The following is a 14,575-nucleotide window of genomic DNA, read 5'->3' on the forward strand; positions in this document are numbered from 1 at the left end:
ACTTGCGGCGGCGCGGCAGACCCCAGCGGCTCCTGCCGCCGTCACGGAATCCGAGGCGATGCTCAAAGTACACGGGCGAGCTACTGCCGGTCTTAATCGTGTCCGGAGGGACCGTACCTTCACGCGCAGACAGCAGATAAAGAACCGCAGCGCCGGGCATGAACATAATCAGCGGTAGCACGAAACGCATACGCGCCTCACCATAGCCGCTACGCACCGTTAAATGCCAGACGCACAACGCAACCAGCACCAGGTGCAGTATCAGCAGAACAGTTTCAGACGTGCCCAAACCAAAAATACTCAGAGAACTCATTGGCAACTCCTCAAAGGTCGTGTACTTTCAGTCTACGCCGTGCCCGCGCCCCTGAGAAGGATTCGCCGGCTGTTGATACTGCGGATTTTCGCGCCTACACTGCAGGTAACCGAGAGCGGCATATTAGGGGGCTCTCTCCCCATTTCCGTTTTTCACTGAGCTCACCGCTGAATCGCCGATTACTCCTCATATTGGGAACCTCCACATGACAGCAATACCGCACCAGCGCATCACATCTCTTAAAGAGCAGCGCCAAGCACTCCAGCAGCGGGCGCGCACTATCCGTGCCACCACCGGAACCCCCTACAGTTCCGAGGTTCACCTACTGCTCGGGCAGAGCTACCTCGACCCCGCCAGCTGGCAGGAAATCACCGCCTCCAGAGGGGTACGCGCCGCAGTACGCAGGGCACAATTTGTGCGCCAATACAAGCCCCTCCTGGCACGTCTAGAAGCCGCAATCGAGCAGTACGAACAGGCAAGCACAGCGCAGAATTCCCCTGGAGCTGAGAGAATGCCGTGAATATGAGAAAATAGCCGTTATGGCTGAAAACATTTTGGGCTCAGACTCGCCCGTACAGATTAACGTTCCCGACCGCCCCGCCCTCGAAGGCCTCGAAGAGAAGCTCTCGCAGCGCTGGGCCGACGAGAAGACCTACGCATTCGACGAGAACACCACTCGCGAACAGGTCTACTCCATTGACACCCCGCCGCCGACCGCATCCGGCTCCCTGCACGTGGGTCACATGTTCTCCTACACCCAGACCGACGTCATTGCACGCTACCAGCGCATGACCGGCAAGAACGTGTTCTACCCCCTCGGCTGGGATGACAACGGCCTGCCCACCGAACGCCGCGTTCAGAACTACTACGGCGTTCTCTGCGACCCCTCCGTGGCAGACAACGACTCCTTCCGCGACCTGATCACCTGGAAGGCAGACGGCACCCCCAAGCCCGACCGCAGCCAGGCAAAGTGGCCGCGCATTTCCCGCAACAACTTCATTGAACTCTGTGAAGAGCTCGCGGTTGAAGACGAGAAGGTCTTCGAAAACCTCTTCACCACCCTGGGTCTGTCCGTTGACTGGTCGCGCACCTACCGCACCATCGACGCACACTCCCGCAAGGTCTCCCAGCTCGCCTTCCTGAAGGACCTGGAAGCAGGCAACGCCTACATGGCTGAAGCACCGACCATGTGGGACGTCACCTTCCGCACCGCAGTGGCACAGGCTGAGCTGGAAGACAAGGAACGCCCCGGCGCGTACCACCGCATCAGCTTCCACCGCCCCAACGGCGAGAAGGTCTGGATTGAGACCACCCGCCCCGAGCTGCTGCCCTCCTGCGTGGCTCTCGTGGCGCACCCGGACGACGAGCGTTACAAGCCGCTGTTCGGCACCACCGTCACCTCCCCGCTGTTCGGCGTTGAGGTCGAAATCAAGGCGCACCCGCTGGCACAGCCTGACAAGGGTGCCGGTATCGCCATGATCTGTACCTTCGGTGACACCACCGACGTCACCTGGTGGCGTGAACTGCAGCTGGACACCCGTGCCCTCATCGGCCGCGACGGCCGCTTCTCCCGCGAAACCCCCGAGTGGATCACTTCCGCCGAGGGTCGCGAGCGCTACGAGCGTATGGCAGGCACCACCGTCTTCACCGCACAGAAGACCGTCGTGGAAATGCTGGTTGAGGCTGGCGAAATGGACGGCGACCCCAAGCCGATTACCCACCCCGTGAAGTTCTACGAGAAGGGCGACAAGCCCCTCGAAATCGTTGCTTCCCGCCAGTGGTACATCCGCAACGGTGGCCGTGACGCTGCACGCCGCGAGAAGCTCATCGAGCGCGGCCGTGAGATGAACTGGTACCCCTCCTTCATGCGTAGCCGCTACGAGAACTGGGTTGAGGGTCTGAACGGCGACTGGCTGATTTCTCGCCAGCGTTTCTTCGGCGTTCCCTTCCCCGTCTGGTACCCGCTGGACGCTGAGGGCGAGCCGGACTACGAGAACCCGATTCTGCCTTCTGAGGACATGCTGCCGGTTGACCCCGCCTCTCAGGCTGCTCCCGGTTACACCGAGGATCAGCGTGGCGTAGCGGGCGGCTTCATCGCTGACCCGGACGTTCTGGACACTTGGGCTACCTCCTCCCTGACCCCGCAGATTGCGACCGGCTGGGGCGTGGACCCGGACCTGCACGCGAAGACCTTCCCCATGGATCTGCGCCCGCAGGGTCACGACATTATCCGTACCTGGCTGTTCTCCACCGCTGTTCGCGCGGAGACCCTGGCTTCCTCCGTGCCGTGGTACAACACCGCGCTCTCCGGCTGGATTCTCGACCCGGACCGCAAGAAGATGTCCAAGTCTAAGGGCAACGTTGTGGTCCCCAACGAGGTTCTGGAGAAGTACGGTTCGGACGCTGTGCGCTACTGGGCTGCTTCGGCTCGCCTGGGTGCTGACACCGCCTACGACGAAGGCCAGATGAAGATTGGCCGCCGCCTTGCCATCAAGCTGCTGAACGCGTCCAAGTTCGTGCTGAACCTGGGCGCTACCGAGAAGTCCGTGATTACTTCTCAGGCTCAGGGCCGCGTGCTCATCAACGCCCTGGACCGTTCCCTGCTGGCTCGCCTGGCGTACCTGATTGAGGAAGCAACCGCAACGTTCGAGAAGTACGAGTACGCTCGTGCCCTGCAGATTTGCGAGAGCTTCTTCTGGTCCTTCACCGACGACTTCGTTGAGCTGATCAAGGACCGTGCGTACGGTGCTCGCGGTGAGGAGGAGCAGGCTTCCGTTCTTGCCGCGCTGGCAACCACCCTGGATGCCCTGCTGCGTCTGTTCGCGCCCTTCCTGCCGTTCGTGACCGAAGAGATTTGGTCCTGGTGGCGTGCAGGTAGCGTACACCGCGCCGAGTGGCCGCAGGCACTGCCCATCCTGGAGGGTACCCTGCTGGCTGAGTACTCCGCACAGAACCCGACTGCTGGCATCTCTGCTCAGTGGGTCCTGGCGGACGCTGACCCGGCTCAGATTGAGTCGCTGAAGCAGATCCTGCCGGATGTTGCTGAGGCTCTGGGCGGCCTGCGTAAGGCTAAGAGCGACGCGAAGGTTAAGCAGCGCACCGAGGTTGAGTCCGCTACTATTGCGGCTCCTCAGGCTCAGCTGGATCGCATTGCCGCTGGCTTGGCTGACCTGAAGGCTGCCGGTAACGCTCGTGAGCTGTCCCTGGTGGCGGCTGAGGGCGAGCTGGAGGTTCGCGATGTTGTGCTCGTTGTGGAAGAAGCAGCTGAGTAATCGCGTCTGAGTAATCGCACTTGAGCGTTTATCGCTTGATTTTATGACGCCACTTTGGTGTTGATAACGGGGCGGTACCGATTGACGGTACCGCCCCGTTTTCTGTGTCTGCGGTTCGTTGGTTTCTGCAGGCAAGGTACCCGGAGAGCGTGATGCTCGGCTGCACACAGTGCTTTGCAGGGTGCTTTTACGACTCTGACTAGAGGCTTTACATATTCGGCACCCGTGGGTGTCCGCGCCCATCCCTAGAACCTTCACAACCTCCTCCCCTAATAATGTGGGTTTTAGTCTGCTGTTCTGTAGGGATTATGTGGGATTTCCAATCCCTTTTTCTGTTCATCAATGTGCAAAGAGCATAATCAACCTTATGAGATTGACTGTCACTTATGTATGATTGTTGATGCGAGGGTTTTACCATCAGGAACAACCCTCTATTCAACTTCAGCAACAGACAAATCACCGGTACGAGCAAGACATACCCCGACCAACCGCACGACAGAAACCACCCGTCAGGTGCAGCGATGCACCCTGACACTGACCCGCGCCAAAGTAGGCGCACCCCATATCCTCATGAATTCATACTCATCCTCTTCCGGATTACCGAACGAACCCCAGGCGAGGCAGAGCTCAACCCCGAGCTCACCGCCAGGAGCGCAAGCAAACATTTCCCCCGATCAGCTTCAGCACTACCGTGCAAGCCTGAACGAATACATCAGCCAGGCACGCGAACATGCCCAGGCTCTACGCGCCAGCTACACCAACGAAGTGTACGAACTCTGGCATCACCATATTTCCACCAGTGCCGCCGCCGATGAGGCGAGCATCGCCTCCGGTTTGTTGACCGCCCAGCAGCTTGAGGATCTGACCCGCAAGTGGGTGCGCCTCATGCGTGAAAGCCGCGATATGCTGCACCACGAAAGCTCTATTGCGGCGGCACGCGCCGCGGTGGAGGCTAAGCCCCTCCCCGAGTAGGAATTCCCGCTGCTGGGAATCCCCGCACAGTACATCCCTGTACTCCCTTTCCTTTCGCTGGGAAGATACAAACAGGGTTAACACTCCCCCTGTTTCTTCTGCTGTTCATTTCTCCCGTTATTCAACGCATTTTCAGCTCACGCTCCGCGCGTTGAAACAGCCCGTGATTCCGCGGCGGGGCTATCGAGCCAAGCGATTAAGCCCTGCCCGGAATACGCATTTCTCACGCCTTGCCCCTTGCTATAGTTATGTGATATTCAAAGACCCTAACTATGTTGCAGAAAGGGCGGGAATGTCCCACCAAAAACGCGTCCTACGGCCTATACGTAGCGATGTTGCTCCCCCAGTCACCTCGCCACCGGTTTACCGTGGCGATATTGACACGCGCGGTGCGGCGCAGGACCTCGTCCCGCGTAGCTTCTGGGTTGATTTCTGGGACACTCTCTTCTTTATCTTCGCCGGCGTCGCGGCACTCGTGCTGACCTTCATGATTCTGGCGAATACGGTCGGCCACTCTTTTTGGGGTGTGCCCATCGCCTTTATCTTCTGGGCGGTCACCGCGTACCTGACGCTACCGCGTTTTCACGCCATCATGACCCGCATCTACGTGCCCGATTACTTCATTGGGCGCACCCGCACCCCAGACGGTCTGCTCGGCGACCCGGTCAATATCGGCCTGATTGGTACCGAGGAGCAGATTCACCAGGTCATGCAGGATGCGGGCTGGACCCGCGCGGACGACGTCACGCTCGTCTCCTCGTGGAAGATTATTCTCTCCACTATTACCCGCCGTTCCTACGCGGAGGCGCCGGTCTCCCCGCTGAAAATTTTCGGCAAGACGCAGGCTTTCGCCTACCAGAAGGAAGTGGACGGCAACCCCGAGAAACGCCACCACGTGCGCTTCTGGAAAACCCCGGACGGCTGGCTTCTGCCTGGCGGTCACCAGGTGGATTGGCTGGCGGCGGGCACGTATGACTCCGGTGTGGGTTTCAGCTTCTTCACCCTGCAGGTCACGCACCGCATCGATGCTGAAACCGACTTTGAGCGCGACTACATTGTGGAGTCCATCCAGTACGCTCACCCGGAAACCCGCGTTGAGATTCTGCACGATTTCTCCTCCGGCTACCACGCCCGCAACGGTGGTGGTGACGCGATCCGTACCGACGGCGCGCTGCCGGTGGTTATTCTCAACAATGAGGGTCTGGAACCGCAGGAGCAGGAAGAGATTCACCTCTCCAGCGCGCACGACCTGGCGTACCGCATGCCGCTGAGCCTGCTGGTCGGTTCGGGTATGCTCATCGCCGTGACCCTCGCTGATATTGTCAACAGTATTATTTTGGCGCTCAGCCGCCCGGCACTTCGCGCCAAGCTGCTGGAGGAAGGCTCCGGCAACGATCTTGAGTTGTTGAACCTCTTCGACCAGGTGGATAGCGACGTGCTGCTGACCATTACCGGTACAGTACTGGTGGGTTTTGTAGCAATTTATTCGGCGGTGCACCTGTTCCTGCTGTGGAGCACGTTGCGCGGCTCGTCGAAGGCTCGCCGACTGGCTCTGCTGTTGACGGCGCTGAACTTCGCGGCGATTACCGGCGGCGTGCTGTGGGGGCACCAGTCCCTGCCGCTGTCCACGATTTTCTTCCAGCTGGGCGTTGCGGTGTTTGCGATGCTGGCGTTCACTTCGGACGCGGCGGTCCAGTACACGGCAACCCGCACCTTCCACATGCGCGATACAAAGATTGTGCAGCGCGCGACGCACCCGAAGGTTCTCGAGCACAGGGCACAGCGCAAGGCGAAAAAGGCACAGAAGGCGCAGCAGCCACGCAAGGCGGCTACCGCGAGCCACCGCCGATAGCTCTGCATAGTTTGGGAAATAAAGTACCGCCCGGTCGTTCAATGACCGGGCGGTACTTTTATGCTCTGCAGCCGCAGACTCTACCGAGCCTCAGCACATTGCAGGGGTCTCAGCGCGTTTCAGGGTTCTTAGGCTTCGCCGTCTTCACCGTGGAAAATCGGGCCCACGTTACGGGGGCGCTTCAGCTCAAAGAAGCCGGGGTACGATGCCAGCGCCAGCGCGCCGTCGAAGAGCTTACCTGCCTCTTCACCGGCGGGGCTCGGGGAAATGACCGGGCCGAAGAACGCGGTGCCGTTAATGGAAATCAGCGGAACACCCACATCGGTGCCACCCACGGTCTCCAGGGCGAGGTCCAGGGATGCGCGCATCTGCTCATCGTACTGGTCGGTGAAGGCGACATCCACCAGCTCTGCGGGCAGGTTGACCTCAGCCAGCGCCTTGACGATCGCGTCGCGGTAGGAATCAGCCTTGTTGCTGTTGTGGTGAATCTGCTCGCCCAGAGCGTCGTAGAGGGGCTTGATAACCTCGTTACCGTGCAGCTCACGCACGGCGGTGATGAGGCGGGTCGGCGCCCAGGACTGGTCCATCATCGCCTGGTAGTCGGCGGGCAGCTCGCGGCCCTGGTTGTGCATGGACAGGGAGAAGGGGCGCCAGGTCACCTCAACGTTGCGGACCTTCTGCACCTCACCAATCCAGCGGGAGGTAATCCAGCACCAGGGGCAAATCGGGTCGAACCAGAAATCAACCTGTGCGGGTGCGTTCTCAGCCATGAGTGTTCCTCTCTCATACGGTTGCGCCAGCCGCTTCGATGAGCCGGCGCTTATTCTTCGGTACACGCTCTTCAGCACATGCCCTTCAGCGCATGTTGCCGAGCGGTACCTGCTAGTGAGCCGTCACCCCGTATGACCGGGGCGACGGCTTCTTTATTCCCTAGCCTGTCGGCTGGAAGTATTCGGTTATGCCGCCTGACGGTCCGCGTCCTTCAGGGAGGTGGTCTTCGCCTCCCCCTTTACGGTGCGGGTGGTCTCGGCTTCGGGGTCGGGCGCCTGCAGTACGTAGCGGGGCTCCGCGCCGTTGAGCACGGTATCCTCACCGATAACGATGGACACCACGTCGGTGCGGTCCGGAATCTCAAACATGACCGGCTGCAGAATCTGCTCCATCATGGAGCGCAGACCGCGAGCACCGGTACCGCGCTCGGCGGCAAGGCGCGCAATGGCGGCGATTGCCGCGTCGTCGATGATTAGCTCCACACCGTCCAGGGCAAAAAGGTGACGGTACTGCTTGAGCAGCGCGTTCTTCGGTTCGGTCAGCACGCGAGCCAGCTCCTCCTCATTGAGCTCGCTCAGGGTCGAGATGACCGGCAGACGGCCGATCAGCTCGGGGATAATGCCGTAGTGCGCCAGGTCCTCGGGCATGATCTGGTCCAGCGGGTTCTTTACGGAACCGCCCAGTTCGGCGCCAAAACCGATGCCGCCGGCACCCACGCGGGCCGCGATGCGGTCGTCAATATTGTCGAAGGCACCCGCCACAATGAACAGAATGTTCGAGGTATCAATCTCAATGTTCGCGTGTGCCGGGTGCTTGCGGCCGCCCTCCGGGGGTACGGTCGCCACGGTGCCCTCAATAATCTTCAGCAGCGCCTGCTGCACGCCCTCACCGGACACGTCGCGGGTGATGGAGAGGTTCTCGCCACCCTTGCGGGCAATTTTGTCGATCTCGTCGATGTAGATGATGCCGCGCTGAGCCTTGGCGATATCGCCGTCAGCGGCGTTGATGAGGCGCAGCAGAATGTTCTCCACGTCGTCACCCACGTAACCCGCCTCGGTGAGGGTGGTTGCGTCGACCAGAGCGAAGGGCACATCCAGCTTCTTCGCCAAAGTCGATGCCAGGTAGGTTTTACCGCAACCGGTCGGGCCGAGCATCAGAATATTCGACTTGCCCAGCTCCACCTGCTCCCCCGCTGTCGCCGAAAGAATGCGGGAGGTCAACACCGGGTTATCAATATCGTGGATGCGCTTGTAGTGGTTGTACACCGCCACCGCCAGGGTACGCTTCGCTGCGTCCTGACCGATGACGTAGTCGTTGAGGTAGCTATAAATTTCGCGCGGAGTAGCCAGCTGAGGCGCGGGCGCAGCGGCGGGAGCCTTCACCTTCAGACGCTCTTCAGCGAGGATCTCTTCGCACAGTTCCACGCACTCGTCGCAGATCGAAACGTTCGGGCCAAGCACAATCTTAAAAACCTGCGCGCGCGTCTTCTTACAAAAGGAGCATCGCATGCTGGCGTTGGGCTGTTCGGGAGGCACAATGACGTCTGTGGCCACGAAGATTCCCTTTCGATCGGCGTGATGAAATCGGTACAGAAGGGTCAGTGACCTGGTGTCTGCGGTGATTTCTCAGGAGGGGCACCGGCGGGTGGTGGGCGCCCTGGTTTGAGCGAGAAAACGGTATGAAAGACTCGAATTTTCTCCTTCTCTAAGGCTACCGGAGTTCACCCCGGAACCAAGAATTACGCGCCCCAAATGGACGGACTTACCGGGCATATGACAAAGCGCGTCTTTTATGACGGCGGCGGAAGCTGACGCGCCGGAATATGACGGCAACGCGCCGCAAGAAATCGCAAAGAAAGCGCAGGTCAACGCCCGTATCAGCTTGCCTCGCCGCACCCCACCCGACAAGCGCAAAAAGGAGCGGCAAAGCACAAAAAGGAGCGGCACCGCACCGTGCACCAGCCCGAAGGCTCGCACACGGAGCGATGCCGCCCCTCCCCGAAAAATCGGGGTATTCCTCAAAACTAAAGTTTAAGTGTGGGAAATAGCGGTGTTGGTCGCAGGCTTACGCAGCTTACGAGACTCCAGCACCTTGTCGACCAGGCCGTACTCCAGGGCAGCGGCCGCAGTCAGAATGTTGTCACGCTCGATGGAGCGGTCAACTTCCTCGTAGGTCTTGCCCGAGTGCAGTGCCAGGGTCTGTGCAGTCCACTCACGCATACGCATAACCTCGTTCGCGTGAATCTCAATGTCAGATGCCTGACCGCCCTGCTGGCCGCTCAGAGCGGGCTGGTGAATCAGCACGCGAGCGTTCGGCAGTGCCAGACGCTTGCCGGGGGTACCGGCAGCCAGCAGAACCGCCGCAGCGGATGCCGCCTGACCCAGGCACACGGTCTGGATCTCGGGGCGGATGAACTGCATGGTGTCGTAGATGGCGGTCATTGCGGTGAAGGAGCCGCCGGGCGAGTTGATGTACAGGGTGATGTCACGCTCGGGGTCCTGCGCCTCCAGCACCAGCAGCTGAGCCATGATGTCGTCAGCGGATGCGTCGTCCACCTGGGTGCCCAGGAAGATGATGCGGTCCTCGAACAGCTTTGCGTACGGGTCCTGACGCTTGTAACCGTAGGGGGTGCGCTCCTCGAAGCTGGGGAGCACGTAGCGGTTGCTCGGCATAGCCGGCGCCGAGGTGGTGATATCGTTCGGCAGGTAGTTCATGTGCATCTCCCTTATGCGTTCTTCGATTCGGGCAGCTTACCGGCGGTGGTCGCAATGTGGTCGAAGAAGCCGTACTCCAGGCCTTCTTCCGCGTTGAACCAGTTGTCGCGGTCGTTATCCTTCAGGATGGTTTCCAGGCTCTTGCCGGTGCGCTCAGCGGTGATCTCTGCCAGGCGCTTCTTCATGTCCAGAATCAGCTCAGCCTGGGTGCGGATATCCGATGCGGTACCGCCAATGCCGCCGAGGGGCTGGTGCATGAGGATGCGGGCGTTCGGGGTTGCGTAGCGCTTGCCGATGGTGCCTGCGGTGAGCAGGAACTGACCCATGGATGCTGCCATGCCGGTCACCACGGTCACCACGTCGTTCGGGATGAGCTGCATGGTGTCGTAGATAGCCATGCCGGCGGTGACGGAGCCGCCGGGAGAGTTGATGTACAGGTAGATGTCTGCCTCGGGGTCTTCAGCCGAGAGCAGCAGCATCTGCGAGCAGATGAGGTTAGCGTTGGAGTCGCGCACCTCGGAACCGAGCCAGATAATGCGCTCCTTCAGGAGGCTGTTGTAGACGTAATCTTCCTGGGCACCAACGATGGGGGTTGCCATAGACGGCGCGGGCGCCACGCCGGCTGCCTGGGAGGCGCCGATGGGCAGAGGCATGTAGCTGGACATTCTTCCTCTTCTTCTCTAATGGGTCTTCGCTGCATCTTTGCGCGATTTACGCGCCGGAGCGCACGCGAAAAGTTTCGTTGCTACTACCTTACCGATAGTTGCCCTCCCCCGCTTCCCTTCGCGTTGTTCGTTCGCCAGGGGGTGAAGCACAGCGTGAAGCACAGCGCCCAGCATGTGCGGTACTGACGAGCCTGCATACGCGTTCGGGAGCAAATCGGGGGTGATTCTGGGGACTAAAAGAGCCTCAGCGGGCACCCAACCGGTAACTCGGTGGATGCTCGCTGAGGCTACACGTTTCAAGCAATCAGCTCACGCCCTCTAGCGGGGTGGCTTCTTGCGGACCGTGGCGGGGATTTAGGCTGCTGCCTCTTCGCCCTCGCCCAGGTACTTGGACAGGTCAACAACGTTGCCCTTGGTGTCCTTGACCACTGCGGTCTTCAGCACTGCTGCCAGAGCCTTGGAGCGGCGAACCTCGCCGACCAGTGCGCCAGCCTGGCCGGAGCCGTCCAGCATCTGTGCGAACTGGTTGGGATCCATGCCGTACTGGGAGCTCATGGTGATGATGTAGTTAATCATCTCAGCCTGGTCAACAGTCACTTCTTCCTTGTCCGCAACAGCGTCGAGAACCATCTCGTTCTTGAATGCGGTCTCGGTGTTGGCGCGAACCTCGGCGCGGTGCTCCTCGGTGTCGTGGCCAGCTTCAGCGTTGGGGTTATTGAAGTGCTGCTCGAGCTGGTCCTCGATAACCTTCTCGGGGACGGGGATCTCAACGAGCTCAACGAGCTTTGCGAGGACCTTGTCGCGTGCCTGGGTGCCCTGCTCGGCAACCTTAGCCTCTGCAACCTGCTTCTTGATGTCTTCCTTCAGCTCGTCGATGGTGTCGAACTCGGAAGCCAGCTGTGCGAACTCGTCATCAGCTGCGGGCAGCTCGCGCTCCTTGACAGCGGTCAGCTTGACCTTGATGACAGCCTGCTCGCCTGCGTGCTCGCCACCGGAAAGCTTGGTCTCGAAGGTTGCGTCCTCGCCAGCGGACAGGCCGGTCAGAGCCTCGTCGATGCCGTCGAGCATGGTGCCGGAACCGATCTGGTAGGACAGGTCGTTTGCTGCGTCAACCTGCTCACCGTCGATCTCAGCTGCGATGTCAATGGTCACGAAGTCCTTGTCAGCTGCGGGGCGCTCAACGGTCTTCAGGGTGCCGAAGCGCTCACGCAGAGCGTCCAGTGCCTGAACCTCGTCCTCAGCGGTGACCTCTACCTCGTCAACCTCAACCTCGAGGCCCTCGTAGTTGGGCAGCTCGATTTCGGGGCGAACGGTGACGGTGATGGTCAGCTTGACGTCTGCCTCACGGTTCTCGGTGGAGGGCTGGGACTGAACGTCCAGCTCGGGCTGTGCCAGGGGGGAGAGTTCGTTCTCGCCCAGTGCCTGTGCGTAGTAGTCGTTCAGAGCGTCGTTCAGGGATGCCTCGACGATGTAGTCGAAGCCCGCACGCTGCTCGATGAGCTGCTTGGGCAGCTTACCCTTGCGGAAGCCGGGAACGCTGATCTGACCCGCGAGGTTCTTGTAGGTGCGGTCCAGGTAGGGCTTGAATTCTGCGAAGGGAACCTCGACCTCAATCTTTGCGAGGGTCGGGTTGAGCTTCTCGACGGCGGTCTTCACGTCCGTGATCTCCTCATATAGTTTCGGTGCGGCACGAATCGTGTGTGCCGCGGTTGCTTAGTGGAAAGAGCGCCACGACTCTGTAGCGTCGCGGCAACCGTTTCACGTCGGGGCGACAGGATTCGAACCTGCGATCTCCTGCTCCCAAAGCAGGCGCGTTAGCCAAGCTACGCCACGCCCCGTGAAACCGACCGTGTTGCGCACTTGCGTGTTTAACACAGTCAGTGCCCTAGTTTACCTGTTTTCCCGCTAAATGCCCAACACAGCGGCTGGTGCGCGGTTTATTTCCACTGAGCGCGTACTCCCCTAATAAGGATGCACAGACCCGTACAAAAAGCCGAGGCGAGCGCCCGCAAGAACACACCAAAACCACCACACAAAACCGCGCCAACACACCAAAGAGTTTGACAGCACAGACGGAACCTCGCTACTATGGTCAAGTTCCAATTCGGGGATGTAGCTTAATGGTAAAGCCTCAGTCTTCCAAACTGATTACGCGGGTTCGATTCCCGTCATCCCCTCGAGACTTAGGGTCTCGACGCGTTCGCGTCGAGGCCCTTTCTTTTTCCCTCGAGGGGATGACGGGAATCCCTTCCGCATGCGGATTTGTTTCCTCGCGCGCTCGGAATCCGCACGCTCCAGCTCGTCATCCCCTCCACAAATCCCGCTCAAGGTTGCCGGGAATCGCTTCCGGGCAAAAATACATTCCCTCGCGCGCTCGGGATTTTCACCCTCCAGCCCGTCATCCCCTCGAGAACTATCCTGAACAAATCGTGGGAACCGCTTCCGCATGCGGATTTATTTCCTCGCACGCTCGGAATCCGCACGCTCCAGCCTAACTTATATATACTTCTCAAGCACCTGCTGCGCCGAGACAATCGTGGCGAATTCATCGCGCAACGCCGCAATATTGTAGAGGTGCACCATCTCCGGGGAAAGAAAATCACCGGCACCATCAGAAAGAGCAAAGGTTACGCAGGCATCCTCAACAAGAGTCACCTGAAAACCATAATTTGCCGCCATCCGCACAGTGGTAGACACACAATGCGGCAGCGTACAACCCATCACCGTGAGCCGATCAATCCCGCGTTCACGCAGATAGGCAAGCAGATTTGTACCAATAAATGCGCTATTCACATTTTTTGTAAATACCTTCTCCCCCACACGAGGCTCAAATCCGCTCTGGAACCTAATATTTTCCTCATCGTAAAAGAAGGAGCTCGAATCCGTTCCCCGATGCTGAATATGGATTATTTCGCGCCCTGAACAGCGGAAACCCTCCATAATCTTCTGCATCTTCTCTTCCGCACCGTCATTATTTCTAGCCGGTAGCTGCGGATGCAGAAAACCCCTCTGAACATCCACCACCAATAGAGCCTCAGCCATTGTTCTTCTCTTCCTGTAGCTACTTCTGGCAGCCGGGGCACCAGTAGAGTTTGCGGCCGGCGATTTCTTCCATTCGGATGGTGGTTCCGCAGCGGCGGCAGGGCTCGCCGTGGTGCATGTACACGTAGTTCGCGTGGTCGGGCCACGCCTCAGTCTCAGGAATACCGGGGCGGTCTTCGGGTTCGGTGGTGATGATGCGGCCCACGCGCACGCCGATGACCAGCAGGTGCTTATTGTCCTCCCAGAGTCGCTTCAGCTCATCGTCGCTGAGGCTCTTGCCGGGGCGTAGCGGATCAATTTCCTGGCGGTAGAGCGACTCGGCACGGAAGATATTACCCACACCGGAGATAGCCGCCTGATCCATGAGAATCACGCCAATCGGGCGGGAGCTCTTACGTGCCGCGCGATAGAACTGTTCGGGGTCGGCATCCGGGTTGAGCGGGTCGGGGCCGAGCTTCGAGCGGACGGTGCGCACCTCCTCCGGCGTGAGGGTGCGGCAGATAGTCGGACCCACCAGGTCAGCCCATCCGTGCTCCGAAACAATACGGCAGCGCACCGTGCTCTTCGGTTCGGGAGGGCCGGAGTAAGGTTCCCCCTCCCCCGCCGCATACTCCTTCTCACCGATCTTGCGGGGCGCACCAATGCTCGAGGCACCCGTGAACGTCTCGTCGCCGCCGAAGCTCCAGTTGCCGTAAATGCCCAAGTGCACGTTCAGAGTCAGGTCGTTTTCGAAGGTCACGAACAGGTGCTTGCCGTGCGCATACGCGCCAGTGATGGTGTGCCCATCCAGCAGGGCGGCCCCCTCAGCGTAGCGGCCCTGTGGAGAGGAAACCTGCACTCGCTCGCCGGTAAAGACGTCGCTGATTTGGCGGGCGATACGGTGAATGGAGTGGCCTTCGGGCACGGGTCCCCCTCAAAAACTCGGCGGCTAGAAATAACGCGGGTGTAAACAGTACAGATTATCTGGAGTGCAG

The 14,575-nt window shown here is 59.9% G+C and carries 11 protein-coding genes and 2 tRNA genes; 4 read left to right on the forward strand and 9 right to left on the reverse strand.

Going from position 1 to position 14,575, the window contains the following annotated elements:
* A partial coding sequence (locus QZ540_RS01940) for a hypothetical protein (protein WP_005508144.1) occupies window positions 1-313 on the reverse strand: 313 nt, incomplete at its 3' end.
* Window positions 314-852: 539 nt separating this feature from the next.
* Here QZ540_RS01940 and valS point away from each other — a divergent pair.
* From valS to QZ540_RS01955, 3 genes are all read left to right on the forward strand, one after another.
* Window positions 853-3,585, forward strand: a complete 2,733-nt coding sequence (valS, locus tag QZ540_RS01945; protein WP_294627313.1) for a valine--tRNA ligase — start codon at window positions 853-855, stop codon at window positions 3,583-3,585.
* Between the two features lie 570 nt (window positions 3,586-4,155).
* Window positions 4,156-4,557, forward strand: a complete 402-nt coding sequence (locus QZ540_RS01950; RefSeq protein ID WP_294627314.1) for a hypothetical protein — start codon at window positions 4,156-4,158, stop codon at window positions 4,555-4,557.
* A gap of 292 nt (window positions 4,558-4,849) precedes the next feature.
* The gene (locus QZ540_RS01955; protein WP_294627316.1) at window positions 4,850-6,409 is read left to right on the forward strand and encodes an LssY C-terminal domain-containing protein; all 1,560 of its coding nucleotides are present in this window, start codon (window positions 4,850-4,852) and stop codon (window positions 6,407-6,409) included.
* A gap of 128 nt (window positions 6,410-6,537) precedes the next feature.
* On the opposite strand, the gene QZ540_RS01960 is transcribed toward QZ540_RS01955, so the two are convergent.
* The 6 genes from QZ540_RS01960 to QZ540_RS01985 all read right to left on the reverse strand — a co-directional run bounded on the left by QZ540_RS01960 (window position 6,538) and on the right by QZ540_RS01985 (window position 12,397).
* Entirely contained in the window at window positions 6,538-7,179 is a 642-nt protein-coding gene (locus QZ540_RS01960) for a DsbA family protein (RefSeq protein WP_294627318.1), read from the reverse strand.
* 186 nt (window positions 7,180-7,365) lie between these two features.
* Window positions 7,366-8,733, reverse strand: coding sequence for an ATP-dependent Clp protease ATP-binding subunit ClpX (gene clpX, locus QZ540_RS01965; protein WP_294627320.1), 1,368 nt, complete (start codon window positions 8,731-8,733; stop codon window positions 7,366-7,368).
* 477 nt (window positions 8,734-9,210) lie between these two features.
* On the reverse strand, window positions 9,211-9,894 hold the full coding sequence (locus QZ540_RS01970) for an ATP-dependent Clp protease proteolytic subunit (RefSeq protein ID WP_005505720.1): 684 nt from the start codon (window positions 9,892-9,894) through the stop codon (window positions 9,211-9,213).
* 11 nt (window positions 9,895-9,905) lie between these two features.
* On the reverse strand, window positions 9,906-10,559 hold the full coding sequence (locus tag QZ540_RS01975; protein ID WP_005505718.1) for an ATP-dependent Clp protease proteolytic subunit: 654 nt from the start codon (window positions 10,557-10,559) through the stop codon (window positions 9,906-9,908).
* Window positions 10,560-10,913: 354 nt separating this feature from the next.
* Window positions 10,914-12,215, reverse strand: coding sequence for a trigger factor (tig, locus tag QZ540_RS01980; RefSeq protein ID WP_294627322.1), 1,302 nt, complete (start codon window positions 12,213-12,215; stop codon window positions 10,914-10,916).
* Between the two features lie 107 nt (window positions 12,216-12,322).
* Window positions 12,323-12,397, reverse strand: a tRNA-Pro gene (locus QZ540_RS01985).
* A 268-nt stretch (window positions 12,398-12,665) separates the two neighbouring features.
* Between QZ540_RS01985 and QZ540_RS01990 the strand changes: the two genes are divergently transcribed.
* Window positions 12,666-12,736, forward strand: a tRNA-Gly gene (locus tag QZ540_RS01990).
* A gap of 319 nt (window positions 12,737-13,055) precedes the next feature.
* On the opposite strand, the gene QZ540_RS01995 is transcribed toward QZ540_RS01990, so the two are convergent.
* On the reverse strand, window positions 13,056-13,601 hold the full coding sequence (locus QZ540_RS01995; protein WP_294627324.1) for a cysteine hydrolase family protein: 546 nt from the start codon (window positions 13,599-13,601) through the stop codon (window positions 13,056-13,058).
* A gap of 19 nt (window positions 13,602-13,620) precedes the next feature.
* Complete coding sequence (locus QZ540_RS02000) at window positions 13,621-14,505, reverse strand: Fpg/Nei family DNA glycosylase (protein WP_294627326.1); 885 nt, start codon at window positions 14,503-14,505, stop codon at window positions 13,621-13,623.
* Between the last annotated feature and the right edge of the window lie 70 nt (window positions 14,506-14,575).

This window comes from uncultured Rothia sp. (assembly GCF_916049665.1).
Taxonomy (GTDB): Bacteria; Actinomycetota; Actinomycetes; order Actinomycetales; family Micrococcaceae; genus Rothia.